The sequence below is a fragment of the Haloarchaeobius litoreus genome, assembly GCF_024495425.1.
Classification (GTDB): Archaea; Halobacteriota; Halobacteria; order Halobacteriales; family Natrialbaceae; genus Haloarchaeobius; species Haloarchaeobius litoreus.
The window spans coordinates 570,499-593,307 of record NZ_JANHJR010000003.1 but is presented as its reverse complement, the minus strand read 5'-3'; the positions used below and the strand labels follow the sequence as shown (position 1 = coordinate 593,307).

The following is a 22,809-nucleotide window of genomic DNA, read 5'->3' as shown; positions in this document are numbered from 1 at the left end:
CAGTCACGCTGCAGGCACCAATCGACGGGAGGAGTCGGTGGCCGAGGTGCGGCGGGGCGGCGCGTGCATGTTCGCCCCGTTCGGCGTCCGGCAGCAGCTGTCCGTCCCCCGACCCCGAGCTCGGACTGGGCTCGGAGGGCGCTCCACGAGTACGAACCGGGGGCGCGAGAAGGGGGCCTTCCGAGCGGTCGATGTGGGCACGTCGGGAACCCGGGATTCGCCAGTTTTTCCTCCTCCATCACCCAAGTTGTGAGGGATGGTCGAACGCGAGACCTGGGCCACGCGCATCGGATTCCTCCTTGCGTCGATCGGGAGCGCGGTCGGGCTCGGGAACATCTGGCGGTTCCCGTTCCAGACCGCGGAGAACGGCGGCGCGACGTTCCTGGTGGTGTACCTGGTCGCCGTCCTGGTGATCGGCATCCCCGCGATCCTCGCCGAGCTCGTCGTCGGTCGCCGGGCGAACATCAATGCGATCACGGCCTTCGAGAAGCTCGGACGACCGAACTGGAAGATCGCCGGCGCACTGGGCGTGTTCACCGGCTTCTGGGTCCTGTCGTACTACAGCGTGATCGGGGGCTGGGTGCTCCGGTACATCGGTGCGAGCGCCACGGGCGGGTACGTCGACGACCCCGCGGCGTACTTCGGGGCCGTCTCGGCGGGTCCCGAGGCCGTCGCGCTCCACGCCGTCTTCCTGGGGTTGACCGTCGGTATCGTGGCCCTCGGTGTCGAGGACGGCATCGAACTGGCGACGAAGTTCATGGTCCCCAGCGTCGTGGTCCTGATGATCGGACTGGCGGTGTTCGGCGCGACGCTGCCGAACGCGGGCGAGGGGTTCGCGTACTTCCTCGCGCCGGACGTCGATGTCCTGGTCGCGAACCTCGGGAGCGTCGTGCCCGCGGCCGTCGGACAGGCGCTGTTCTCGCTGTCGCTGGGGTTCTCGATCATGATCACGTACGCCTCGTACATCGGCGAGGACGACAACCTGGTCGTCGACGGCGCGACCATCGCCGCGTTCAACACGTTCGTCGGGGTCCTCGCCGGGTTGATCGTCTTCCCGCTCCTGTTCGCGGAGGGCGTCTCGCCGGACACGGCCGGTCCGGGTGCCATCTTCATCTCGGTCCCGACCGCGCTGGGGGAGCTCCCCTTCGGGGGCGCCGTCGGGGTCGTCTTCTTCTTCATCGTCCTCATCGCGTCGCTGTCGAGTTCGATCTCGTTACTCGAGGTGGTCGTCTCCTACCTCGTCGATTCCTACGACGTCCCCCGGCCCGTCGTCGCCAGCGGGCTCGGTCTCGTCCTGTTCGTCCTCGGCGTCCCCTCGGCGTGGGACACCGACTGGCTCGGCTGGTTCGACGCCATCGCCGTGAACCTCTTCCTCCCGTTGACGGTGTCTCTCGTCGTCTTCTTCGTCGGCTGGATAGTCGCCGGGGACGCCGTCGACGAGGTCCGCCGGGGAGCCGAGGGGTTGCCGGACCTCTCGACGCTGTGGCTGTGGGCGGTCCGGACCGTCGTCCTCCTGGCGGTGCTCGGGACCCTCGCGCTGGGCGTCCTCGAGCTGGCGACGCCCACCGACGCGTACATCGTCCCGCCGCTCTGACCACGGACGAGCCGGCCCGTCGGCACACGGGGAGGGCTCCGTGACCGCACGAGCGCTCCGTTCCGCATCGCTGGCGCACGTGCCGTGGTGTTGGCCCTGAAACGTCGGAGGACGGTCGAACGGTCAGGTGCTCCGCCGTCGAGGCGTCGTGCGGGAGGGTCCGACCGTGGACGTCGAGGGAGGCAGGACGGCGGTCCGTGGCTCGCTCCGGGCCGTCGCGGACGGTCGCCGGGACAGTTCAGTCGAGGGTGACCGCGAGGTCGGTCTCGTTCTCGACGTTGTCGGTGACGGGACACCGGTCCTTCACGGCCGCGAGCCAGGCGTCGAGGTCGGCGTCGCCCGCGGTCTCGACCGCGAGCGTCACTTCCAGCCCCTGGAGACCGGCACGGTCCGCGACGTCCTCGCCTCGATAGGTCGCGTAGTTCACGTCGCCCTCGACCGTCGCCTCCAGCGACTCGATGTCGATGTCCATGTCGCGGGCGACCATCGTCGCGGTCGAGTTGAGACAGGCCAGGACGGACCCGAGGAAGTACTCCACGGGGTTCACGTCCTTGCCGACGGTGAACTCAGCGTCGCCGGTGTCGACGCGGGTTCGCTTCGGACTGACGCGCGATGCACGGACTTCGTAGTGGGTCAGTTCTGCGTCGCCCATGTTCGAGTGTCCGCGCCTTCGGCAGAATACGTTTGGGGTCGCGTGTACTTCGAACGCACCGGTGATGGGGACACGGCTGTCGGGGGAGTGGTGGGGTTCAACGTGTGGTCGTTCGGGGGACGTATCGCACGCGGTCGGTAGGCGACCACTCACGGGACGACGAGTGGTGTTCCCGGGCCCCCCGGTTTACTCGGGTGGGTGCAGTCGCCCGCCTCGTCGGTGAAAAACTGATTGAACCCTTCGATACCTTTTCACTTTGGTCCGTGGTATCCTGTGACGTGCCCCGTCTCCGAACCGTCTTCGTCCTTCTCGCGTGTCTCGTCCTCCTCGCCGGCTGTAGCGGCGGCCCGGAGACCGACACGACTGTCGCGCCGACGGACGCCGAGCCGACGGATCGAGCCACGGACCGGACTACTGCCGAACCGACGCCCGTCGGAACGCCGGCAACTCGGACGGCGGTGCCGACGGTCCCAGCGTCGACCGACGTGGCGGATCCACCCGACCCACGAGCTGTCGCGATGAACTTCGAGCCGAACCAGTCCCTGGACACGGTCTACCGGCGTGTGGAGGCACTTCGCGGGCTGACGGCACGTGAACAGGTGAACGTCTCCGTCCACGGAATCGACATCGTCAATCCCGAGACGAACGAGCGGATGCAGGTCGGCGACCCCTTCGACTATCCCGACGACGCTGCGGGCATGGACGAGACGCAGACGAAGGCCCTCCAGCTGTACTCCTCGGAGCCGGTCCCGCTCAGGGGACTCGTTGCGGCCGGGATGGCGCGAGCGACCGCGGTAAACGTGGCGAACGAGAGCGCGTACGAGCGCATCGCCGACGACTCGTTCGAGATCCTCCTCGTCCACGAGTTCGCGCACACGCTGCAGGAACAACACGGCCTCAACGAGCACTTGCGGACTGGGACCACCATGACGACAGACGCGGACCTCGCCGGCATGATGCTGACCGAGGGCGACGCCACCCTCACCGCGTACCAGTACTGGCAGGAGTACGACGCCGGCGGGGAGGACCCGCTCGCGCTCCGGAACACGACGGCAGAACGCGGAAACTGGACCCACGGATTCTACGACAAGACGCGGTACTACGGGGCGCGATACCTGCAGGCCGTCTCCGAAGACCGGCGGAACGCACACGTCAGCCAGCCGCCGGACACCACCGCGGAAGTGATGCATCCGAACACGACCTGGGACCTCCCAGGACCGGCAGTCACCGCACCTGCGCCGGCCGGCTGGACGGTCCAGAGCGAGAACCGCGTCGGCGAACTCACCATCCGGTACACGCTCCGGACGAACGGCATCCCGTACAGTCGAGCGGCCGCCGCGAGCACGGGCTGGTGGAACGATTCGATGCGGACGTTCGACCGCCCGGACGGGATCGCGACGTCGTGGTCGACGCGCTGGGCGACCGAGCAAGAGGCCAGGGAGTTCGCGAGTGCGTGGCGTGCAGTACTCGAGAACCGGGACGCGACACGCGACGACGGCGTCTTTCGGGTTCCTGGAACCGAACACACTCCGGAGCTGTCCTACGTGATCATCCGTGACGGGTCGGTCGTCCACGTCGCAGCCGCGTCCACGACGGCGGACGCACGCTCGATCGCGGCCGCCAGTGGCGCGTCGAACCGCTCGCAGACGGACGCACCAGCGGCTTCCGAGACGGCGAGCCGCACGGCCCCCGTCGACGACCGCTGGACGGAACGCGCCGCAGCCGACTCCACGTGGAACTCGACCGCTGACGGCCGGACTGGCGACGACGAGGGCGCGCCTCTCCACCAGCGTGCCCACGGCACGAACGTGGCGAGCGTCGACACCGATGGGGACGGCATCTCGGACTTCGTCGAACGTAGTCAGGTCGTCGGACACCATCCGTGGGTGGTGCTCCCCGAACTCCACTCCACCGAGAAGGACGTCGTCGTCGACGTGGTGTACGCTACCTCCGTCGCGGCCGACCAGCGATTACGCGAACACGAACTGACGGCCATGCGGTCGACCTGGGCGGGATTCCCCGTGGATAACCCCGGCAGTACGTCGGGCGTCCACCTCCACGTTCGGACGCACGACACCACGGCGCTCGACGGCGAGTTCGGCACGGATTTCGACGAGGACGACGTCGACGCGTTCTACGAGCGGCGCTACGGCCAGCCACCGGGGGACGGCGTGGTCAATCTGGTCGTCGTCTCGGCGTTCGACGTCGGGTCATCGGAGCTGGTCGCATTCGGTTCCAGAGGCGGAAACGTCGCCGTGGTTCGCGCGAGCGAGTCCCGGCCCATCGTCGTCACGCACGAGCTCATGCACCTCGTTCTCGGCCCCATCCACGGCGAGCGCGACTGCGATATCGCGGACAATAGCAGCCACACGTGCCGGGGGTACCTCGCCCCCGGCGGCCAGGCCGAGCCGTTCCTCACCGAGTTGCTGACGCAGGCGCTGAACCGGCCCTGGTCGAGCACGAATGCATCGCACACCGACAACAGCAGCGTCGTCGGTCGTCGACTCACCGCTGCAGCGTAGTGTCGGTGTAGAAGGGCGCCGGTCAGGGTCGCGATGTCCCGTTCGTCGCGGTCCAGGTCGCACTCACCTCGACAGCGTTCTCGAACGTGAGCTGTGCGACCTCCGGCGGGGAATCGTCCCCACCGCCTGCAGGGAGGAACTGGAACCTGAGCCGGTCGCCAGTCTCTCCGAGCCGGGCCTCGAGAGTCACGATGTCACCTCGATCGGCGGTGACGAACTCACGACGAACGGCCGTCTCCCCGGCAGCGACTTCGGCATCGAGTGCGGCGTCATACTGATCCGATTTTGTCTGTATCGAGACCCTCACCGCGCTGTCTCCTGTGTTCTCAGCGATGAGTGTTCCACCCGGATACTCGGGGCCCTGCTCGCCACCCGGGAGCATTTCAGTGCAACCAGATAGCGATAGCGCACCGAAACACCCCCCAACCGCTCGTAGATACCGTCTTCTCTGCATATCTAGACCTCCCTGTCGATGCCGAAACATCTTCCCATGAATCAAAAACCCGCTGGCGAATCTATTCTCCCTCGGGCTGTGCAAAGCCCACCCCGCCAGCGAGGATGGCGGTGCCGGCGAGGATCGTCGCTCCGAGGACGACGAAGCCGTCGGCTGGGTTCAATCCGGCGATCGATGCTGCAGCATCCACGACGAACACCGTGACGAACAGACTCAGGATAGCGAACGCGAGCATGACGATCCCGGCGAGTAGCGAACTGGCCAAGGAACCGAACGCATCAAGAATTCCCATACAAGCCCACTTGCTTGCTGGTCATAAGTATGTGGTCATCGCGTTGGTATCGGGTGTATACTTACGCCGGACGCTCACACGGATAGCTGATACCGATGCAGTCCCCCATCGACGTCCGGGACCGCGACCTGTACGAGGTGGACGAGTTCGACATCGGCGAGGTGTACCGGTCGGATCTCGACGGGGTGTTGATTCCACGGGATGAACTCGAAGAGCGCGTGGCGCAGCTCGCGGCGGCGATCACGGACGACCACCGCTCGAACCCCGACTTCTACCCGGTCTGTGTGCTCAAGGGCGCGATGCGCTTCTTCGTGGACCTGCTGGGCGAGCTCGACCTCCAGGTGCCCTACAGCGAGGGCGTCGTCCACTCTTCGCGCTACCAGTCCGGACCGACAACCGACAGGCCCGCCGTGCAGTTCTTCGACGAGGGCCGGTTCGCCGGGAAGGACGTCTTCCTCGTCGAGGACATCCTCCACGAGGGGTACACGCCGGCGACGCTTCGGGACCGCGTCGAGGCGTTCGACCCGAACTCGGTCTCTATCGTGACACTCTTCGAGGTCGGCGTCGACCGGGACGTGGACGTCGACCCCGCATACACCGGGTTCGTCCTTCCGGATTCCTTTTTCGTGGGGTACGGGCTGGACTACGAGGAACGGTACCGGGACCTTCGCCACCTCGGGGTCCTCGACCGGGCGCTCCTGGACGACTAGACAGCCCAGTTCGGGTGCCGGACGAGGCGTTCGGACCCCGGGGTGAGTCCAGGAGCACGACCGGCGGCTGGAGACGCGTCCCGGTCCGTCCCCTGAGTCGGTCAGAGCGCTGGGACCTTCGACGGCCGGGACGCCATCTGCGGTCACGGCCCCGACGGTCCCGCCGAGATGGTCGTGGGGTGACCCGCCGACCGGGGTGGTCGTGCAGTCTCCGCGAGGGCGTCAGTCGCTGCCGGGTCGTCACGACGTGGGCACCCCGTCACCCACTGCCGGTGTGTCACGGGTTAGCTACCTACCGTTCGAACTCGTATCGACCGGACTGGAGGTACCTGAACCACCATGACACAAGCACACAGGCTGGACTGTGAAGCGGCGGCGGCCGACTGCCGGTTCATCGTCCAGTCGGAGGACGAATCCGAGGCGGTCGAACTGGCGAAGAACCACATGCGCGACATCCACGGGAAGGACTACACGGACGACGAACTCCGGAGCGAGTACCTGCAGACCGTTTAGCGACAGCCATGGCAACAGAGCCCCGACCGAAGACGGACCCGATCGACGAACAGAAACTGACCGAACTCGTGGAGACGTCGCTCGTCGACCTCGGTGCGACGGTCCACACCGCCCTGGTCAACATCGGCGACGAGCTCGGGCTCTACGCGGCGTTGGACGAGGCCGGGCCGCTCACCGCCGCCGAGTTGGCCGCGGAGACGGACACGGCGGAACGCTACGTCCTCGAGTGGCTCCGCGCGCAGGCGGCCGGCGGCTACGTGACCTACGACCCCGAGACCGAGCGCTACGGGCTCTCCCCCGAGCAGGCGTACGTCTTGGCCGATGAGGAGAGCCCGGTGTTCATGCCGGGTGCGTTCCAGCTGGTCGCGTCGGTGTCCAAGATCGAGCCCGAACTCCGCGAGGCGTTTCGAACGGGGGAGGGAATCGGCTGGCACGAGCACGACGAGGACGTGTTCCACGGAACGGAACGCTTCTTCGGCCCGTCCTACGGGGCGAACCTGCTCGACTGGATCGAGTCGCTCGACGGGGTGGACGAGACCCTGACGGCGGGCGGTCGGATCGTCGACGTCGGGTGTGGCCACGGCGCACCGACGATCCGCATGGCCGAGGCCTACCCCGACTCGACGGTCGTCGGGATCGACTACCACGCGTCGTCGATCGCGGTGGCCCGCGAGCGGGCGGAGGATGCGGGTGTCGCAGACCGCGTCGACTTCGAGGTCGCGACGGCCAGGGAGTACAGCGGCACCGACTACGACCTCGTGACGATGTTCAACTGCTTCCACGACATGGGGGACCCCGTCGGCGTGGCCGCCCACGTCCGGGAGACCCTGGCAGACGACGGCTCGTGGATGATCGTCGAACCCTACGCGGAGGACCGGGTCGAGGACAACCTCACCCCGTTCGGCCGCCTCGCGTACTCGATCTCGACGGTGGCCTGCACGCCGAACTCGCTCAGCCAGGATGTCGGCTACGGGCTCGGCGCCCAGGCGGGGGAGGAACGGACCCGCGAGGTCGTCACCGAGGGCGGGTTCGGCCAGTTCCGCCGTGCGGCCGAGACGCCGACCAGCCTGGTGTTCGAGGCGAAGCCCTGACGGCCTGCCGACCCACCCGTCGGCTCCGGGCTACCGGAGGCGCCAGACGAGCGACCGGAGTTTGTAGCTCAGCGACCCGTTCTGGTACCCGCGCCACCCGCTCATGCCACCGAGGAGCGTCGACGCCTCGTACCCCTCGTCCCTGAGGACGCTCGTCGCCTGCCTGGCGACGATGCCCATCTTGCAGACGACGACCACGTCCTCGTCGGTCGGGACCTCGCCGAGGCGGTCACGCAGCGCCGACTCGTCGCCCTGGCGGAGCTCATCGTACACGGGGACGTGCCGGCTCCCGTCGATGGCACCCGACTCGAACGCCGGTTCGGGGCGGATGTCGAGGAGGAACGGCGCGTCCCCGGACGGCGAGTCGAGGCGGTCGTCCAGCTCGGCCGGACGGATGCTGCTCATTGGTTCGGTATCGTCCGTTCGACGGAAAGTTGTGCCGCTTGCGGGCGTCCAGAGACGTCCAGTCGGTCGCGGACTACTCCGCCGCAGTCTCCTCGGCGTTTTCGCCGCCGCCCCTGATACGGACCGTCGAGATGCGTGCGCCGTCGACGCCCGTCACCTCGATGACGTAGTCGCCGGCCTCGACGGTGTCGCCGACCTCCGGGAGGCGGTCGAGGCGTTCCAGCACGAAGCCGCCGAGGGTCTCGAAGCCGTCGCTCTCGAACTCGGTGTCGAGCTCCTCGTTGACGTCCGAGAGCGTGACGGAGCCGTCGGCGTCGTAGCTGCCGTCGTCCTGCCGGCGGATGGAGTGCTCGCGGATCTCGGCGTCGAACTCGTCGCGCAGGTCGCCGACGATGGCCTCGACGACGTCCTCGACGGTGGCGATGCCCTCGAGGACGCCCCACTCGTCGATGACGGCTGCCATCTGGCGGTGCTCCTCGCGGAACTGCAGGAGGAGGTCGTTGACCGTCGTCGTCTCGGGGACGACAATGACGTCGCGGGCGAGGTCGCCGGCGGTCGCGGCCTCGACGTCGGACTCGGTGGCGCGGAGCACGTCCTTCACGTCGACGTAGCCGACCACCTGGTCCGGGTCGTCGGCGTCGAGGACGGGGTACCGGGTGTGTTCGGCGTCGAGGACCGTCGCGCGGAGCTCGGACAGCGACAGGTCGGCGGGGATGCTCACCACGTCGGGTCGCGGGACCATCACCTCGCGGACCGTGGTGTCGTCGAGGTCGAAGACGCGCTCGATCATGTCGACCTCGGCCATCTCGACGTGGCCCTCCTCGCCCGAGCGCATCAGCACACGGCGGATCTCGCGCTCCTCGAGCGTCTCGTCGGTCTCCGACGCGGGCGGGACGCCCAGCAGTCGCGTGAAGGCGTTGGCAGCACCGTTGAACACGACGATGCCGGGTTTGAACAGGTAGTACGAGACGGCCATCGGCGGCGCGAGCAGCAGCGAGACGCGCTCGGCGTCGGCGATGGCGATGGTCTTCGGGGCGAGCTCGCCGAAGACGACGTGGAGGAACGTGATGATGCTGAACCCGATCGCGAACGCGACGAGGTGGACGAGGTCCCCCGGGAGCAACGGCCCGAGGACGGGTTCGATGAGCGCGGCGACGGCGGGCTCACCGATCCACCCCAGTCCCAGCGAGGCGAGCGTGATGCCGAGCTGGGTCGCCGCGAGGTAGTCGTCGAGGTTCTCCATCACGCCTTCGAGGGCTGCCGATCCGGCGAGCCCCTCCTCTGCGAGCTGTTCGACCGAGGTCGAGCGTACCCGGACGAAGGCGAACTCCGAGGCGACGAAGAAGCCGTTCAGGACGACGAGGAACAGCGCGGCGAGCACCCGTGCCGCGGAGAAGACGAGGTCTACCATCGCTCCTCCACGGAGGGGTGTCCGTTCGAGCGTCGAGTTTCCATGGCTGGACATCGGAGGTGGCGGTATTAAAACGGCGGCACTGACGGCCACACCGAGGCGGGTCGTGGAGCCGTCGGTGCGACGGCGGTCCGTCAGCCCACCGCGCCGAACACGGCCGACCTGATCGCCCGGTCCAGTTCGGCCTCCGCAGCGCCGATTGCTGGTTGGTAAGCGTGCCTTGCCATCGTAAGCCCGGAGTACCCGCCCGGAACTGGCGTTCGAAGCCGTGCTGAACCCTGTTCGCGACGCGGGGCTCGTGTGGAGCGGTTGTGGTCCGGTTACGTCGCCGAAACGGCCGTGTTACTAACTGGGTCGCGCCGCTGTGTTACGTGACTCATGCAAGCGTACGTGATGCGGTCGATCGGAGAGACGGGGCTCGTGGAGAAGGACCGACCGGAGGCCGGCCCGAACGACGCCATCGTGCGGCCGACGCTCGGGCTGGTCTGCACCTCGGACGTGCACACGGTCCACGGCGCGATCGGGGAGCGGGAGGACATCACGCTGGGGCACGAGGCCGTGGGCATCGTCGAGGAGGTCGGCTCGGAGGTCGACCACTTCGAGCAGGGTGACCGGGTCGCGGTCGGTGCGATCACGCCGGACTGGGGCTCGCCGGCCGCCCAGGACGGCCACCCGTCACAGTCGGGGGAGGCGCTCGGCGGCTGGAAGTTCGCGAACGTGAAAGACGGCGTGTTCGCCGACTACTTCCACGTCAACGAGGCCGACGCGAACATGGCCCACGTGCCGGACGGCGTCACCGACGAGGCGGCGGCGTACGTCACGGACATGATGAGCACCGGCTTCAACGCGGCCGAGCGGGCGGACATCCCGGTGGGGGGAACCGTCGCGGTGTTCGCGCAGGGGCCGGTCGGGCTGATGGCGACGAAAGGGGCGGCGCTCCAGGGTGCGGGACGGGTCATCGCCGTCGAGAGCGTGCCGAAGCGCCAGGAGCTCGCGGAGTCCTACGGCGCGGACGAGATCGTCGACTTCAGCGAGGTGGACACGGTCGAGGCCATCATGGAGCTCACGGACGGCGAGGGCGTCGACGCGGCCATCGAGGCGCTGGGCTCGAACGCGACGTTCCAGGACTGCATCGAGGTGACCAAGGCCGGTGGCGTCATCTCGAACGTCGGCTACCACGGCGAGGGGGAGACCGTCGACATCCCCCGTGAGGCGTGGGGGGTCGGGATGGCCGAGAAGGACATCGTCACCTCGCTCTGTCCGGGCGGCCGGCTCCGTCTCCAGCGGCTGCTGCGGCTGCTCGAGCAGGAGAAGGTCGACCCGACCCGGATGACCACCCACGAGTTCGCGTTCGACGAGATCGACGAGGGGTTCCACCTCATGGAGAGCAAGGAGGAGGGGATCATCAAGCCGGTCATCAGGTTCGACTGAGTTGACGGTCGCCGGCGCGACCGCCGGCCCGCCCGGCTACTGAGACGAACGTAGCCACCCGGAGACCACATACGAACGGTCAAGTCCGCGACCGACAGTCCAGTCTGCATGGCAGAGCCAGCAGTGACGGTCGCGTTCGTGTGTGTGCAGAACGCCGGCCGGTCCCAGATGGCCTACGCGTTCGCGGAGCGCGAACTCGAGGACCGGAACGCGGGAGATGAGTTCGAACTCGTGATGGGCGGCACACGACCCGGTTCGCACGTGCACCCGGCGGTCGTCGAGGCGATGGCCGACGTCGGGGTCGACATCGGCGACCGGACACCTCGCGAGGTGACGTTCGAGGAGATCCAGGGGAGTGACTACGTGATCACCATGGGCTGTTCCGCGTCGGACGTGTGTCCGGCGAGCTGGTCCGGCGAGAACCGTGACTGGGGGCTGGACGACCCGGATGGGCGGTCGGCGGCCGAGGTCGCACGGGTCCGCGACGAGGTCCGGGACCGCGTCGTGGCGCTGTTCGACGAGCTCCAGGCCGGCGAGGCGCGGTAGCGCTCCGTCGTCGACCGGTCACCCCCGCGGTGGCAGCCGGTCAGCGCCCCGCGCCGAACACGACCGACTCCGCTTCGGGGTCCAGTTCGACGTGCCCGCCGATGGGAATCGGGAGCTGCGGGTCGGTGTGGCCGAAGTCGAGGTCGAAGCAGATGGGAACGTCGGGCTGGTACGTGCGACAGGTCTCCGTGATGGCCTCGCGCTGTGCTCGTCGGTACGCCTCGCGTTCGTCGTCGCTCCGGGGCTCCCTGTGTCTGGTCTTCGGACGCCCGACAACCACGGCCGCAGTTTGCTCCAGGAACCCGCGCTCGCCGAGACAGCGGAGCACGGACTGCACGGTGTAGGGGTCGGGCATGAGCTCGGAGGTCTCCAGCGCGAGGACGAACGGTGCGTCGGGCTCGGGGACGAACCGGTCGACGGCGAGGAAGTGCTCCAGGACGACCACGCAGCCGCCCCAGAGCGGGCCGGAAACGGTCTTCTCGGTCGGGAAGTCCCACGTCCAGCCTGGGTTCGGCTCCCACTCGCGAGGTGCGCCGGTGTCGAAGTCGTAGTAGTCGTCCGTCCACTCGTCGGCGGGCGCGACCTCGCCGACCGTCTCGTCGAACAGCGCGCGACGGAGGTACCGCTCGGTGTAGTCGGGCAGTTCCGGGTCCAGCGCGAGCCCGGGGACGAACTGGCAGCCGTAGTAGGAGACGACGCCCGCGGCCGAGAGCGCGAGGTGGAGGATGGTGTTGTCGCTGATGCCGAAGAACCGGGTCGGGTGCTCGCGGAGTCGGTCGAGGTCGAGGTGCCGCAGCAGCCGCAGTTCGTCCTCGCCGCCGGTCACGGCGAAGACGGCGCTCGCGTCGGACTCGAACGCCTCGTGGACCTCTTCGGCGCGCCCGGCCGGGGACAGCTGCCCGTCGGCGTGGGCGCTCGGGTACAGACGTGGTGAGACGCCGAACGTCGTGCGGAGCCGGTCGACGCCGCGGTCGACGACCGACCGGGGTAGCTGTCTCGACGGGGCCAGCACCGCGACCTCGTCACCCGGCTCGACGGCTGGTGGAGTGACACCGTGCATTCGGGTCGAGAGAGCGGCCGGAGTCGTATCAAACTAGCTGGGCCTCGGCACGGGCTCACAGGGCCGGGACAGCAGCGGAGAACTGCAGCGGGCTGGTCGGTCCGGACTCAGGCGGTCAGCTCGACGTCGTCCTCGCCCTCGAGGTCGACCTCGTGCTCCTGGACGTCGTCGTGCTCCTGGACGTCGTCGGTGCGGCGGCCACGCACGCGACGGGCCACCGCGCCGACGGCGACGACGGCACCGACGACCGCGCCGAGGAGGGCGACGCGTCGGACACGGCCGGCCAGCGAGCGTCGGGAGCCCGCGTCGGACTCGGACTCCGTCGCCAGCGACTCGCCGGGCATCTCGTCGTCGTCTCCGGCGGGCATCTCGCCGCCGGGGGTGGCGTCTTCGACACGCAGCTCTACGAGGGTAATCTTCTCGAACATTATACTTCTAAGTACGCTGATATACGTATTAACCGTTGCGTGAGCCGTGCTACGTCGGGTGTCGGATCCTCGGAACTACAGCACGCTCGGCTGTAGTCGCTCGACGAGCCCGTCGAAGTCGTCGTCGAACGAGAGCACGTGGTCGATATCTCGACTCTCCGCCAACGCAACGGTGTTCGCGTCCGTGAAACTCAACGACTGGTCGTCGTACCGGTCGAACAGCTCTACCGTGGCCTCGAACTCCGCTTCGGTAACGTGCAATAGCTCGGCCAGTTTCGGGAACTCACCGGTGCCACGGATACGCTCGCCCAGCGTTCGAGCTGCCGCGTGGTCCCCGAACCGTTGTCTCGTGAGTGTGACGGCCTCGTCGTACACGTAGTCGCTGGTGTAGACGCGGCCGAACTCCCCGGACGCGAGCCGGCGCATGGCGTCGACAGCGGGTTCGTGGCGGGTTGCGTCGCTGTCGTGCTGGGCGTAGAAGACGCCGGTGTCGACGAAGACGCTCATCCGTACAGGATTTCGTCGATGTCGTCCTCGTCCGTCTCCGTCCCCGAGGAGATCGTCCCCGAGAGCCACTGTTCGGTCTCCGCTTCGGTGAGTCCGTCCCACTCGTCGCGGAAGGAGGCGACGAGTTCGTCGCGGGACTCGAACCCGTGTTCGGTGATGCGGCGCAACAACTCCTGTTGTGTCACCCGTTCGCCGGTCTCCAGTCGAATCTCCGCCTGGAGACGTTCCAGCAGGTCCTTCGTCCGGTCATCGACCTTCACGGATGTCGCCATACTACCGAGTAGAATGTGCTAACTGATACCGCTTTCTACTGCCTCCACTCGTCTTCGAGCAGCCCGTAGTACCGGGTGCCGACGTACTCGCCCTCGTAGTACTGGTTCTCGCGGAGGGTGCCCTCGAGGGTGAAGCCGAGCTTCTCCCAGATGCGCGCGGAGGCGTCGTTGGGTTCGATGACGCGGGTCTGGAGGCGGTGGAGGTTGCGCTCGGAGAACGCGTAGTCGACGAGCAGCTCGCTCGCCTCGGTGGCGTAGCCGTTGCCCCAGTGCTCGGGCGCGATGCTGATCGCGATCTCGGCCCAGCGCCTGCGGTCCTGGATCTTGAACAGGACGATGTCGCCGACCGGTTCGGGTTCGTCCCCGTCGTCGACGCAGATGAGGAGGTTCACCGAGTCGTCGCCGGAGACGACCTCCTCGAAGAACTCGCGGGTCTGCTCGCTGTTGGCGGGGTCTGCACTGGTCAGCGGCCGGCGGACGCGCGGGTCGTTGACGTTCCGGTTGAGGAGGTCGAGGTCCTCCTCCTCGACCGTCCGGAGGGTGACGCGCTCGCCGGAGAGGAAGGCGGCTCCTGGCATGGGCCAACGTCGTGTGCCCCACGAAAAAGCCGTTTCGGCGGTGTGTGAGGGGTTCTCAGACGCCGTCGCCGTCGAGCCACTCGTCCTCCAGCAGGCCGTAGTAGTGCATGTCGACGTACTCGCCGTCGTCGAACTCCTCCTCGCGGAGGGTGCCCTCGTGGGTGAAGCCGAGTTTCTCCCAGATCCGTCTGGAAGCCTCGTTCGTCGCCAGCACGCGGGCCAGGAGGCGGTGCAGATTGCGCTCCGCGAAGGCGTAGTCGACGACGAGTTCGGCGGCGGCGGTCGCGTAGCCCTCGCCCCACTGCTCGGGAACGACCCAGACGCCGAGGTCGCCCCAGCGGGTGCGCTCGTCCTCGACGGAGACGGAGACCAGGCCGACCGGGTCGTCGTCGTCGATGCAGATGAGGAGGCTGACGCCGTCGTCGTCCGAGAGGACGTTCTCGAAGAACTCCTCCATCTGCGTCTCGTTGGCCGGGTACGGCCAGGCGAGCGGGCGGCGGATTCGCTCGTCGTTCTTGTGCTCGGTGAGGAACGCACAGTCGTCGCGCTCGACGGTTCGGAGGGTGACGCGGTCGTTCGCGAGGAAGGCAGCACCTGGCATGGAGAGACGTGGCGTCGGCGGGTAAAAAGTGGTTGCGGGGGTGTGGGGCGGTGTGACGGTCCGGGCCTCGCTGCCGGGTTCAGTCGTCGCCGTCGAGCCACTCCTCTTCGAGCAGGCCGTAGTCGTGGACGTCGACGTGCTCGCCGCGGACGAACTTCGCGTCGCGGGAGACGCCCTCCTCGCGGAAGCCGAGCGACTCGAGCAGTCCCCGCGAGGCCTCGTTCGTCGAGAGCGCCCGGGCCTCCATGCGATGGAGGCGGCGGCTCTCGAACGCGTAGTCGAGGACGAGCGAGACGGCCTCCGTCGAGTAGCCCTCGCCGTGGACCGCCGGGGAGAGCCAGTACGCGACCTCGCCGTTGCCGGCGCGCTCGTTCACGTGGAAGAACATGACGAAGCCGATGGGCTCGACGCCGTCATCGGTGACGAACCGCTCGTCGTAGCCGGCGTCGTCGCCCTCGACGCAGACGAGGAACTGCGCGCCGTCGCCGTCGTCGCCGATGTGTTCGCGCTGCTCGTCGAGGTTCGTGGGACCGACGAGCGTCATCGGGTCGCGGATGCGTGGGTCGTTCGAGTGGGTGGCGAGGAACTCGGCGTCCTCGTCCTCGGCGGTTCGGAGGGTGATTCGTTCGCCGGCTTCGAAGATGGGACCGGGCATATCTCGTGGCTCTCGTGTACGGGACTAAGCAGTTCTGGGTGTCTGCGACACAATCACACGGTTCCACGGGCTCAGAACAGCCCGAACAGGTTCAGCTCCACAGCCAGCAGCGCGGCCGCAGCGAGCCACGACTCGAACACCAGCGTCCCGAGCGCCGACAGCGCGGCGAACTCGCGGACGTTCATCTCGCTCACGCCGGCGGGCACCGTCAGCATCCCCCGGGTGAACAGCAGCGCGTTGCTCACCGGAACCGCCGGCCGGCCGTAGCGGTGGAACCAGCCGTCGAAGCGGTCCAGACGGTCCTCGCTCACGCGGAACCAGGGTTTCTCCAGCAGCCACTCCCGCCCCCCGCGCTGGGCGAGCAGGAACAGCAGCGTCTGGCCGGTGGTCGCGCCCGCCACGGCGATGGCGAGGATGAGCGCCACCATCGCCACGTTCTCGCCGCCGCCCGCGAGCACGCCGATGCTCACCGGCACCAGCGCCTCGCTCGGCGCGAAGTACAGCAGCATCGCTCCCTCCAGCACGAAGATGGCGAACAGCGCGGCCAGCCCGTAGCGGTCGATGAGCGACCGCGCCAGCGCCTCGTCGCCCCAGACGAACAGCGCGATACCCGCGATGCCCGCGAGGAAGAACGCGCCAGCGACGACGAGCAGGCCGTAGTCCTCCGCGAAGACGCGGAGTCGGCTCCTGTCGGTGGACTCTGCGGTGTCGTACCCACCGTCGGCGCGTTCGTCTGTCATCCTTCTCGACTGGTCGGTCGGCGGGTAAATCGTTTCCGCACCCGGACGGCGGCGTGAGCGACGGTCAGCGACGACCCCGGCACCACGGTCGGTGGATTCATGCCGTCAGTGGCGGTACCGTCGAGGGAACGATGGAGCCGAGACGGTGCTACGTGGTCGGCCTCGGACTGTGCCTGGTCGGCGGGCTCGCGACCGTCGCGAGTCTCGTGCTCGCCGGGGCATTCGGAATCGGCGTCCTCGCGCTCGTGGCGACGGGCACCTTCGTGCTCGCGCTCTCGAACGTCCCCGACCGGGAGCCGTTCGACATCGAGCCGACGCTGGCCCACCGCGTCGCGACCTGGGGTGGGGCCGTCTTCGCGCTCGCGCTCGGGGTCCTCATGCTCGGTGTCGGGGTCGTCTCGGTCGTCACGTTCGGGTGACCGCCGACCCCTGCGGCCGGGTGGGTCCGCGCCCGGTCGCGTCGGTCGGCGGACGGTGCGGTTTTCACGCTCGCCGACAGAGGCCCGGGTATGGACCTCACGAACCGACCACGGCGGCTGCGCGGCGACGGGGTGCGCGGGCTGGTCAGCGAGACGAGCCTCGCACCGTCTGACCTCATCGCGCCGGTGTTCGTCGACGCGACGACCGACGAGCGGGTGCCCATCGAGTCGATGCCGGGGCACGAGCGGGTGCCGGTCGACGAGGCGGTGGCCCGCGTCGAGGAGGTACTGGAGACGGGCGTCGAGGCGGTGATGCTGTTCGGCATCCCGACGGAGAAGGACGCCGAGGGCTCGCGCGCCTGGGCGGTCGACGGCGTCGTACAGGAGGCGACCCGGCGCATCAAGAGCGAGACCGACGCCTACGTCATCACGGACGTCTGCATGTGCGAGTACACCGAGCACGGCCACTGCGGCCTGCTGACGGAGGGGGCACGCGAGGGCGACGGGCTCACGGTCGACAACGACGCGACGCTGCCGGCGCTGGAGCGCACCGCCGTCTCGCACGCCCGCGCTGGCGCGGACATGGTCGCGCCGTCGGGCATGATGGACGGGATGGTCGAGGCCATCCGCGAGGCGCTCGACGACGACGGCCACAGCGAGGTGCCCATCATGAGCTACGCGGCGAAGTACGAGTCGGCGTTCTACGGGCCGTTCCGCGACGCGGCCGACGGGGCACCGTCGTTCGGCGACCGCCGGCACTACCAGATGGACCCCGCGAACCGTCGCGAGGCGATGCGCGAGGTCGCACTCGACGTCGAGCAGGGCGCTGACGTGCTGATGGTCAAGCCCGCGCTGCCGTACCTCGACATCGTCGCGGACGTGCGCCGGGAGTTCGACCACCCCGTCGCCGCCTACAACGTCTCCGGCGAGTACGCGATGCTGCACGCCGCGGCGGAGAAGGGCTGGCTCGACCTGGAGTCGGTCGCCCACGAGTCGCTGCTCTCCATCAAGCGCGCCGGCGCGGACCTGATCCTCACCTACTTCGCGGAGGACGTGGCGCGGTCGCTGCCGTAGCGCGGCGTCCATCCTGAGTGCCGCTCGACCAGTCAGCGGTCGCTCCGGTGACAGTTCTCGCCGTCCACGACTGTCCGGTTCTGGCCCACGAACGCCCACGAAACCCCGCGATAAACAACCTTGTATGGATTATATTTGCTATTAAGATGGACGGATGCACATTAGGCAACGAAATTATGGACGAACGTCAACGCTAACCATTATATTGTTCTCTCCCATGTCCTGTGACCGTAGAACATGAGTACGAGTATGGCAGTATTGGTGGAAAACGTGGACGAACGTACAGAAAGTGGCAACATTTGCGCACCCCCGGCGGTGGTGGGATGCTAGAGCTCCTGCCCCTGCAGTCGGAGGCCCAGGCCATCGCGAACAGCATCAACTACGTGTGGGTGCTGGTGGTCTGCTTCCTCATCTTCTTCATGCAGCCGGGGTTCGCGCTGCTGGAGGCCGGGCAGGTGCGGGCGAAGAACGTCGGCAACGTGCTGACGAAGAACATGACCGACTGGGCGCTCGGCGTCCTGACGTACTTCGTCGTCGGGGCCGGCCTGGCGAGCATCGTCGGGATGCTCACCTCGGGGACGAGCCTCGACGTGATGGCCGCGTTCTCCTACATCGGCGCGCCCGGTGCGACCGGCTGGATCAACTGGGTGTTCGGGGCCGTCTTCGCGATGACGGCGGCGACCATCGTCTCCGGCGCGGTCGCAGAGCGCATGGACTTCCGTGCGTACGTCGTCTTCGTGGTGGTGCTGACGGCGCTCATCTACCCGACCGTGCAGGGGCTCACCTGGGCCGGCGGCCTGCTCTCGGGGCCGACGCCCGAGGGTACCGGCGGCTTCCTCGGCGAGCTCATCGGCGTCGGCTACCTCGACTTCGCGGGCGCGACCGTCGTCCACATGGTCGGCGGTCTCGCCGGCCTCGTGGCGGCGAAGATGGTCGGCCCGCGCACGGGCCGGTTCGACGAGAACGGCGACAGCCAGCCCATCCCGGGCCACTCGATGCTGCTCGCGGTGCTCGGGACGCTCATCCTCGCGTTCGGCTGGTACGGCTTCAACGTCGGCACGCAGGCGACCGTTCTCGCAGTCGGTGAGGACGGCTCCCTGACGTTCATGGGCGCGGCGCTCGGCCGCGTCGTCCTCGTGACGACGCTCGGGATGGGTGCCGGCGCGGTCGCCGCGATGGCCGTCTCGACGTTCTGGCAGGGCAAGCCCGATCCGCTCTGGATGGCCAACGGCCTGCTGGCCGGGCTCGTGGCGGTCACGGGCGCGGTCCCGCACGTCACCTGGTGGGGCGGCCTGCTCATCGGGGCGGTCGGCGGCGCGCTGGTGCTGCCCGCCTACCGGTGGACCGTCGACGTGCTGAAGATCGACGACGTCTGCGGCGTCTTCGCGGTGCACGGCGCGGCCGGCGCGGTCGGCACCATCCTCATCCCGGTGTTCGCGGCGTCCGGCTCCGGCACCGCCATCCTGGGCGACAGCTGGGCGTTCCTCGGCGTCGACCAGCTCGTCATGCAGGTCGTCGGCGTCGCGGTCATCGGCATCTGGACCGTCATCGCGACGGGCGTCACCGGCCTGGTGGTCGACGCGACCATCGGCCTCCGCGTCTCCCCCGAGGAGGAGGAGGCCGGCCTCGACGCGGGCGAGCACGGCATCTCGACGTACCCCGAGTTCGTCGGCGACAGCGGCCCCGAGTCCTCGCGGCCGACCGTGAGCGCCGACGGCGGCACCGTCCAGACCGACGGCGGCGTCGACGATGCGACGACGGCCCCCGTCGACGGGGGTGAGAGCGATGACTGACAGCGACATCGAGATGGTCGTCGCGATCATCCGGCCCGACCGGCTGACCGACGTCAAGCGCGCGCTGGCGACGGTCGGTGCGCCCTCCCTGACCGTGACGGACGTCTCCGGTCGTGGCTCACAGCCCGCCAAGAAGAGCCAGTGGCGCGGCGAGGAGTACGTCGTGGACCTCCACCAGAAGGTGAAGGTCGAGTGCGTGGTGGCGGACATCCCCGCCGAGGACGTGGTGGAGGCCATCGCCGACGCCGCCCACACCGGCGAGAAGGGCGACGGGAAGATATTCGTCCTGCCGGTGGCGGAGGCCTACCAGGTTCGGACGGGGAAGACCGGCGTCGACGCGGTCTGAACCGGTCCCCGTTTCCGGGTCTCTTCCGGAAGGCAGCAGATGTTCAGACCGTGCCTCGTCCGTCTGAACGATGGGTGTCAACACCTCGAAATCCCTGCCGTCTCGGCTCCCGGGGCCGGCGAGACTCCCTGCAGTCCTCTCGCTGCGTTCCGACCGCTATGCTCACCACACCCTCGCTTCGTTCGTCACGCGAGCCGGCCGCACACCGAGAGCGGAAGTTTACAATATTCGTAAACCTCGGCCGGGTGGCGAAACCGCTGCCCGATTCGGACAGTACTCTCGCGAAACCACTTACCCGGCGACGGCCGCCCGCAGCGCCTCCCGCTTCACGAGCACGAAGCCGACGCAGATGACGAGGAAGCCGACGACGGTCCCCGTGGAGACGACCTCGCCCAGCCAGTACCAGCCGACGAGCGTCGCGAACACGGGGGCGACGTAGCTGACGAGGTTGATCTCGACCGGGCCGAGCCGGTCGAGCAGGCCGAAGTACAGCAGGTAGCCGACGGCACCGGCGGCGAAGACGAGGTAGCCGAAGGCGATGGCGACCCGGGGCGAGAGGGCGACGGTCTGTGGCTCTCCGGCGAGCAGGCTCGCCGCGTGGAGCAGCGGCCCGCCGACGAGCATCATCCAGCCCTGGCGGGCGGCCACGTCGAGTTCGGGTGTCTCCCGACGGAGTCCCACGCCGGCGAGCGCGAACACCGCCGCACTCGCGAACAGCAGGCCAACGCCGACCGGGTCGGGGGCGTCGACCGCCATCGGGCCGGGGACGGCGAGGATGGCGGTGCCGACGAGGCCGAGACAGACGCCGGCGACACGGGACGGTGTGGGGCGGGCGGTGTCGAGGAACGCGGCGGCGAACCCGACGCTCCAGATGGGGACGGTCGCGAGCACGACCGACCCGATCGCGCCCGAGACCCGCGCCTGCCCGACGAACAGCAGGCCGTTGTGGACGGCGACGATGCCGACGCCGCCGACGAGCACGGCCCGGAGGTCGGCCCTGCCGGGCACGATGGACTGGCCTCTGGCGAGCGCGTACCCGAGCACGACGACGCCGATGGCGTCGAACCGGAGCGCGGCCATGAGCAGCGGGTCGACGCCGGCCTTCGCGGCGCGGATCGCCGGGTAGGACGCACCCCAGAGGGCGGCGAGCGCGACGAACCCGACCAGGTTCTCGTGACGGTTCACAGTTCGGCCGAGGAGAGGCCCAACAATAGCAGTTGCGTGGTGCCAACGCTCAACATGGTTTCACTCGTTCGTCCACCGCGTACGGGTACCGACGACCGGGACCGACGCGCGGTGAGACAATCCTTTTACGCCCCCCTCCGAACGCCCGACCATGCACGAGGAGAACTCGCGGAACCTGTACGACCGGGCGCTCTCCGTTATGCCCGGCGGGGTGAACTCGTCGGTGCGGGCGGCCATCGAGCCGTACCCCTTCTTCGTCGAGCGCGGCGACGGCGGCCACGTCGTCGACGCCGACGGCAACCGGTACATCGACTGGGTGATGGGGCTCGGCCCGCTCCTGCTCGGCCACGACCTCCCGCAGCCGGTCGCGTCGGCGGTCCAGAAGCACGCGAGCAACGGCCCGATGTTCGGCGCGCCGACGCCCATCGAGGTCGAGCACGCCGAGTTCGTCACGCGGCACGTCCCGAGCGTCGAGATGATACGGTTCGTCAACTCCGGCACCGAGGCGACCGTCTCCGCGGTCCGGCTCGCCCGCGCCTACACCGGCCGCGACAAGGTGGTCGTCATGCAGGGCAGCTACCACGGCGCGAACGACACCACGCTCGTCGAGGGCGAAGGCACGCACGTCCACCCGTCCAGCCCGGGCATCCCCGACGACTTCGCCGAGCACACCATCGCGGTGCCGTTCAACGACCACGAGGCCGCCCAGAACGTCTTCGAGGAGCACGGCGACGACATCGCCTGCGTGCTCGTCGAACCGGTGCTCGCGAACTACGGCATCGTCACGCCCGCCGACGAGTACCACGAGACCCTGTCGGACCTCTGTGACGACCACGGCTCGCTGCTCGTGTTCGACGAGGTCATCACCGGCTTCCGCGTCGGCGGCCTCCAGTGCGCACAGGGCGAGTTCGGCATCGACCCCGACCTCACCACGTTCGGGAAGATCATCGGCGGCGGCTTCCCCGTCGGGGCCATCGGCGGCAAGGCGAAGATCATGCGCAACTTCACGCCCTCCGGCGACGTGTTCCAGGCCGGCACGTTCTCCGGCCACCCGGTCACGATGGCCGCCGGGCTGGAGACCCTCACGTTCGCCGCCGAGAACGACGTGTACGACCACGTCAACTCGCTGGGCGAGCAACTGCGCCGCGGCCTCACCGAGATCTGCGCGGACCAGGCCCCCGAGTACACCGTCGCCGGGCTCGACTCCATGTTCAAGGTCATCTTCACCCGCGACGGACCGGACGACCTCGACGGCCAGTGCGAGGCGGGCTGTCGCCAGCGCACGTCCTGTCCGCGCTACGACTACTGCCCGAAGAACGGCGGCGACGTGGCCGCGGGCGAGACCGACCGCTGGCGGCGCGTCTTCTGGCCGCAGATGAAGGAGCAGGGGGTCTTCCTCAGCCAGAACCAGTTCGAGTCACAGTTCGTCTCCTACGGACACACCGAGGAGGACGTCGAGGAGACGCTCGAGGCGTACAAGCAGGCGCTGTAGGCGGTTCTCCCTCTCTCCCGTCTTCGACGCGGCCTCTT

26 protein-coding genes are annotated in these 22,809 nt (G+C 68.4%); 12 read left to right on the top strand and 14 right to left on the bottom strand.

Annotated elements, in window-relative coordinates:
- Nucleotides 1-256: 256 nt before the first annotated feature.
- Entirely contained in the window at nucleotides 257-1,594 is a 1,338-nt protein-coding gene (locus NOW55_RS15475) for a sodium-dependent transporter (RefSeq protein WP_256401013.1), read from the top strand.
- Nucleotides 1,595-1,832: 238 nt separating this feature from the next.
- Here the strand turns inward: NOW55_RS15475 and NOW55_RS15470 are convergent, their stop codons facing one another.
- Nucleotides 1,833-2,246: an OsmC family protein gene (locus NOW55_RS15470; protein WP_256401012.1), complete on the bottom strand. Its 414-nt coding sequence runs from the start codon at nucleotides 2,244-2,246 to the stop codon at nucleotides 1,833-1,835.
- Between the two features lie 278 nt (nucleotides 2,247-2,524).
- On the opposite strand from NOW55_RS15470, the gene NOW55_RS15465 reads away from it, so the two are divergent.
- The gene (locus NOW55_RS15465) at nucleotides 2,525-4,768 is read left to right on the top strand and encodes a hypothetical protein (RefSeq protein WP_256401011.1); all 2,244 of its coding nucleotides are present in this window, start codon (nucleotides 2,525-2,527) and stop codon (nucleotides 4,766-4,768) included.
- A gap of 22 nt (nucleotides 4,769-4,790) precedes the next feature.
- Here the strand turns inward: NOW55_RS15465 and NOW55_RS15460 are convergent, their stop codons facing one another.
- Nucleotides 4,791-5,222, bottom strand: coding sequence for a hypothetical protein (locus tag NOW55_RS15460; RefSeq protein ID WP_256401010.1), 432 nt, complete (start codon nucleotides 5,220-5,222; stop codon nucleotides 4,791-4,793).
- Nucleotides 5,223-5,283: 61 nt separating this feature from the next.
- Nucleotides 5,284-5,514, bottom strand: coding sequence for a hypothetical protein (locus tag NOW55_RS15455; RefSeq protein ID WP_256401009.1), 231 nt, complete (start codon nucleotides 5,512-5,514; stop codon nucleotides 5,284-5,286).
- Between the two features lie 95 nt (nucleotides 5,515-5,609).
- Between NOW55_RS15455 and NOW55_RS15450 the strand changes: the two genes are divergently transcribed.
- The 3 genes from NOW55_RS15450 to NOW55_RS15440 all read left to right on the top strand — a co-directional run bounded on the left by NOW55_RS15450 (nucleotide 5,610) and on the right by NOW55_RS15440 (nucleotide 7,828).
- A complete protein-coding gene (locus NOW55_RS15450; RefSeq protein ID WP_256401008.1) occupies nucleotides 5,610-6,224 on the top strand; it encodes a phosphoribosyltransferase in 615 nt (204 codons plus the stop codon).
- 339 nt (nucleotides 6,225-6,563) lie between these two features.
- Nucleotides 6,564-6,737, top strand: coding sequence for a DUF1059 domain-containing protein (locus tag NOW55_RS15445; RefSeq protein WP_256401007.1), 174 nt, complete (start codon nucleotides 6,564-6,566; stop codon nucleotides 6,735-6,737).
- 8 nt (nucleotides 6,738-6,745) lie between these two features.
- Complete coding sequence (locus NOW55_RS15440; RefSeq protein WP_256401006.1) at nucleotides 6,746-7,828, top strand: class I SAM-dependent methyltransferase; 1,083 nt, start codon at nucleotides 6,746-6,748, stop codon at nucleotides 7,826-7,828.
- 30 nt (nucleotides 7,829-7,858) lie between these two features.
- Here NOW55_RS15440 and NOW55_RS15435 read toward each other — a convergent pair whose 3' ends face one another.
- Together NOW55_RS15435 and NOW55_RS15430 are read right to left on the bottom strand one after the other, a co-directional pair.
- Nucleotides 7,859-8,233 (bottom strand): rhodanese-like domain-containing protein, encoded by a 375-nt coding sequence (locus NOW55_RS15435; RefSeq protein WP_256401005.1) that lies wholly within the window; start codon nucleotides 8,231-8,233, stop codon nucleotides 7,859-7,861.
- 73 nt (nucleotides 8,234-8,306) lie between these two features.
- Complete coding sequence (locus NOW55_RS15430; protein ID WP_256401004.1) at nucleotides 8,307-9,644, bottom strand: hemolysin family protein; 1,338 nt, start codon at nucleotides 9,642-9,644, stop codon at nucleotides 8,307-8,309.
- Nucleotides 9,645-10,022: 378 nt separating this feature from the next.
- Between NOW55_RS15430 and NOW55_RS15425 the strand changes: the two genes are divergently transcribed.
- Both NOW55_RS15425 and NOW55_RS15420 read left to right on the top strand, forming a co-directional pair.
- Entirely contained in the window at nucleotides 10,023-11,075 is a 1,053-nt protein-coding gene (locus tag NOW55_RS15425) for an NAD(P)-dependent alcohol dehydrogenase (protein WP_368407773.1), read from the top strand.
- 108 nt (nucleotides 11,076-11,183) lie between these two features.
- Nucleotides 11,184-11,621 (top strand): arsenate reductase/protein-tyrosine-phosphatase family protein, encoded by a 438-nt coding sequence (locus NOW55_RS15420; protein ID WP_256401002.1) that lies wholly within the window; start codon nucleotides 11,184-11,186, stop codon nucleotides 11,619-11,621.
- Between the two features lie 40 nt (nucleotides 11,622-11,661).
- Here the strand turns inward: NOW55_RS15420 and NOW55_RS15415 are convergent, their stop codons facing one another.
- From NOW55_RS15415 to NOW55_RS15380, 8 genes are all read right to left on the bottom strand, one after another.
- Nucleotides 11,662-12,681 carry an LD-carboxypeptidase gene (locus tag NOW55_RS15415; protein WP_256401001.1) on the bottom strand — a complete coding sequence of 340 codons (1,020 nt, stop codon included), beginning with the start codon at nucleotides 12,679-12,681 and terminating at the stop codon, nucleotides 11,662-11,664.
- A 107-nt stretch (nucleotides 12,682-12,788) separates the two neighbouring features.
- A complete protein-coding gene (locus NOW55_RS15410; protein ID WP_256401000.1) occupies nucleotides 12,789-13,109 on the bottom strand; it encodes a hypothetical protein in 321 nt (106 codons plus the stop codon).
- Nucleotides 13,110-13,184: 75 nt separating this feature from the next.
- The gene (locus NOW55_RS15405; RefSeq protein ID WP_256400998.1) at nucleotides 13,185-13,616 is read right to left on the bottom strand and encodes a type II toxin-antitoxin system VapC family toxin; all 432 of its coding nucleotides are present in this window, start codon (nucleotides 13,614-13,616) and stop codon (nucleotides 13,185-13,187) included.
- Nucleotides 13,613-13,888, bottom strand: a complete 276-nt coding sequence (locus NOW55_RS15400) for a hypothetical protein (protein ID WP_256400997.1) — start codon at nucleotides 13,886-13,888, stop codon at nucleotides 13,613-13,615. Before NOW55_RS15400 ends, NOW55_RS15405 begins: the two co-directional genes overlap by 4 nt.
- A gap of 35 nt (nucleotides 13,889-13,923) precedes the next feature.
- The gene (locus NOW55_RS15395) at nucleotides 13,924-14,466 is read right to left on the bottom strand and encodes a GNAT family N-acetyltransferase (RefSeq protein WP_256400996.1); all 543 of its coding nucleotides are present in this window, start codon (nucleotides 14,464-14,466) and stop codon (nucleotides 13,924-13,926) included.
- A 55-nt stretch (nucleotides 14,467-14,521) separates the two neighbouring features.
- A complete protein-coding gene (locus tag NOW55_RS15390; protein ID WP_256400995.1) occupies nucleotides 14,522-15,067 on the bottom strand; it encodes a GNAT family N-acetyltransferase in 546 nt (181 codons plus the stop codon).
- Nucleotides 15,068-15,146: 79 nt separating this feature from the next.
- The gene (locus tag NOW55_RS15385; protein ID WP_256400994.1) at nucleotides 15,147-15,722 is read right to left on the bottom strand and encodes a GNAT family N-acetyltransferase; all 576 of its coding nucleotides are present in this window, start codon (nucleotides 15,720-15,722) and stop codon (nucleotides 15,147-15,149) included.
- A 71-nt stretch (nucleotides 15,723-15,793) separates the two neighbouring features.
- Nucleotides 15,794-16,462: a DedA family protein gene (locus NOW55_RS15380; RefSeq protein ID WP_256400993.1), complete on the bottom strand. Its 669-nt coding sequence runs from the start codon at nucleotides 16,460-16,462 to the stop codon at nucleotides 15,794-15,796.
- 131 nt (nucleotides 16,463-16,593) lie between these two features.
- Between NOW55_RS15380 and NOW55_RS15375 the strand changes: the two genes are divergently transcribed.
- The 4 genes from NOW55_RS15375 (at nucleotide 16,594) to glnK1 (ending at nucleotide 20,094) form a co-directional block, all read left to right on the top strand.
- Nucleotides 16,594-16,881 carry a hypothetical protein gene (locus NOW55_RS15375; RefSeq protein ID WP_256400992.1) on the top strand — a complete coding sequence of 96 codons (288 nt, stop codon included), beginning with the start codon at nucleotides 16,594-16,596 and terminating at the stop codon, nucleotides 16,879-16,881.
- 90 nt (nucleotides 16,882-16,971) lie between these two features.
- Nucleotides 16,972-17,955 (top strand): porphobilinogen synthase, encoded by a 984-nt coding sequence (gene hemB, locus NOW55_RS15370; RefSeq protein WP_256400991.1) that lies wholly within the window; start codon nucleotides 16,972-16,974, stop codon nucleotides 17,953-17,955.
- Nucleotides 17,956-18,278: 323 nt separating this feature from the next.
- Nucleotides 18,279-19,748: an ammonium transporter gene (locus tag NOW55_RS15365; RefSeq protein WP_256400990.1), complete on the top strand. Its 1,470-nt coding sequence runs from the start codon at nucleotides 18,279-18,281 to the stop codon at nucleotides 19,746-19,748.
- Nucleotides 19,741-20,094, top strand: coding sequence for a nitrogen regulatory protein GlnK1 (gene glnK1 / locus NOW55_RS15360; protein ID WP_256400989.1), 354 nt, complete (start codon nucleotides 19,741-19,743; stop codon nucleotides 20,092-20,094). The genes NOW55_RS15365 and glnK1 overlap by 8 nt, the downstream gene beginning before the upstream one ends.
- A 291-nt stretch (nucleotides 20,095-20,385) precedes the next feature.
- Here glnK1 and NOW55_RS20650 read toward each other — a convergent pair whose 3' ends face one another.
- A complete protein-coding gene (locus tag NOW55_RS20650; protein ID WP_368407772.1) occupies nucleotides 20,386-21,279 on the bottom strand; it encodes a DMT family transporter in 894 nt (297 codons plus the stop codon).
- 151 nt (nucleotides 21,280-21,430) lie between these two features.
- On the opposite strand from NOW55_RS20650, the gene hemL reads away from it, so the two are divergent.
- The gene (gene hemL, locus NOW55_RS15345) at nucleotides 21,431-22,771 is read left to right on the top strand and encodes a glutamate-1-semialdehyde 2,1-aminomutase (RefSeq protein WP_256400988.1); all 1,341 of its coding nucleotides are present in this window, start codon (nucleotides 21,431-21,433) and stop codon (nucleotides 22,769-22,771) included.
- Nucleotides 22,772-22,809 lie beyond the last annotated feature (38 nt).

Coding starts and splice junctions, on each gene's coding strand:
- NOW55_RS15475 (WP_256401013.1), top strand. CDS start 257: ATGGTCGAACGCGAGACCTGGGCCACGCGCATCGGATTCCTCCTTGCG.
- NOW55_RS15470 (WP_256401012.1), bottom strand. CDS start 2,246: ATGGGCGACGCAGAACTGACCCACTACGAAGTCCGTGCATCGCGCGTC.
- NOW55_RS15460 (WP_256401010.1), bottom strand. CDS start 5,222: ATGCAGAGAAGACGGTATCTACGAGCGGTTGGGGGGTGTTTCGGTGCG.
- NOW55_RS15455 (WP_256401009.1), bottom strand. CDS start 5,514: ATGGGAATTCTTGATGCGTTCGGTTCCTTGGCCAGTTCGCTACTCGCC.
- NOW55_RS15450 (WP_256401008.1), top strand. CDS start 5,610: ATGCAGTCCCCCATCGACGTCCGGGACCGCGACCTGTACGAGGTGGAC.
- NOW55_RS15445 (WP_256401007.1), top strand. CDS start 6,564: ATGACACAAGCACACAGGCTGGACTGTGAAGCGGCGGCGGCCGACTGC.
- NOW55_RS15440 (WP_256401006.1), top strand. CDS start 6,746: ATGGCAACAGAGCCCCGACCGAAGACGGACCCGATCGACGAACAGAAA.
- NOW55_RS15435 (WP_256401005.1), bottom strand. CDS start 8,233: ATGAGCAGCATCCGTCCGGCCGAGCTGGACGACCGCCTCGACTCGCCG.
- NOW55_RS15430 (WP_256401004.1), bottom strand. CDS start 9,644: ATGGTAGACCTCGTCTTCTCCGCGGCACGGGTGCTCGCCGCGCTGTTC.
- NOW55_RS15425 (WP_368407773.1), top strand. CDS start 10,023: ATGCAAGCGTACGTGATGCGGTCGATCGGAGAGACGGGGCTCGTGGAG.
- NOW55_RS15420 (WP_256401002.1), top strand. CDS start 11,184: ATGGCAGAGCCAGCAGTGACGGTCGCGTTCGTGTGTGTGCAGAACGCC.
- NOW55_RS15415 (WP_256401001.1), bottom strand. CDS start 12,681: ATGCACGGTGTCACTCCACCAGCCGTCGAGCCGGGTGACGAGGTCGCG.
- NOW55_RS15410 (WP_256401000.1), bottom strand. CDS start 13,109: ATGTTCGAGAAGATTACCCTCGTAGAGCTGCGTGTCGAAGACGCCACC.
- NOW55_RS15405 (WP_256400998.1), bottom strand. CDS start 13,616: ATGAGCGTCTTCGTCGACACCGGCGTCTTCTACGCCCAGCACGACAGC.
- NOW55_RS15400 (WP_256400997.1), bottom strand. CDS start 13,888: ATGGCGACATCCGTGAAGGTCGATGACCGGACGAAGGACCTGCTGGAA.
- NOW55_RS15395 (WP_256400996.1), bottom strand. CDS start 14,466: ATGCCAGGAGCCGCCTTCCTCTCCGGCGAGCGCGTCACCCTCCGGACG.
- NOW55_RS15390 (WP_256400995.1), bottom strand. CDS start 15,067: ATGCCAGGTGCTGCCTTCCTCGCGAACGACCGCGTCACCCTCCGAACC.
- NOW55_RS15385 (WP_256400994.1), bottom strand. CDS start 15,722: ATGCCCGGTCCCATCTTCGAAGCCGGCGAACGAATCACCCTCCGAACC.
- NOW55_RS15380 (WP_256400993.1), bottom strand. CDS start 16,462: ATGACAGACGAACGCGCCGACGGTGGGTACGACACCGCAGAGTCCACC.
- NOW55_RS15375 (WP_256400992.1), top strand. CDS start 16,594: ATGGAGCCGAGACGGTGCTACGTGGTCGGCCTCGGACTGTGCCTGGTC.
- hemB (WP_256400991.1), top strand. CDS start 16,972: ATGGACCTCACGAACCGACCACGGCGGCTGCGCGGCGACGGGGTGCGC.
- NOW55_RS15365 (WP_256400990.1), top strand. CDS start 18,279: ATGCTAGAGCTCCTGCCCCTGCAGTCGGAGGCCCAGGCCATCGCGAAC.
- glnK1 (WP_256400989.1), top strand. CDS start 19,741: ATGACTGACAGCGACATCGAGATGGTCGTCGCGATCATCCGGCCCGAC.
- hemL (WP_256400988.1), top strand. CDS start 21,431: ATGCACGAGGAGAACTCGCGGAACCTGTACGACCGGGCGCTCTCCGTT.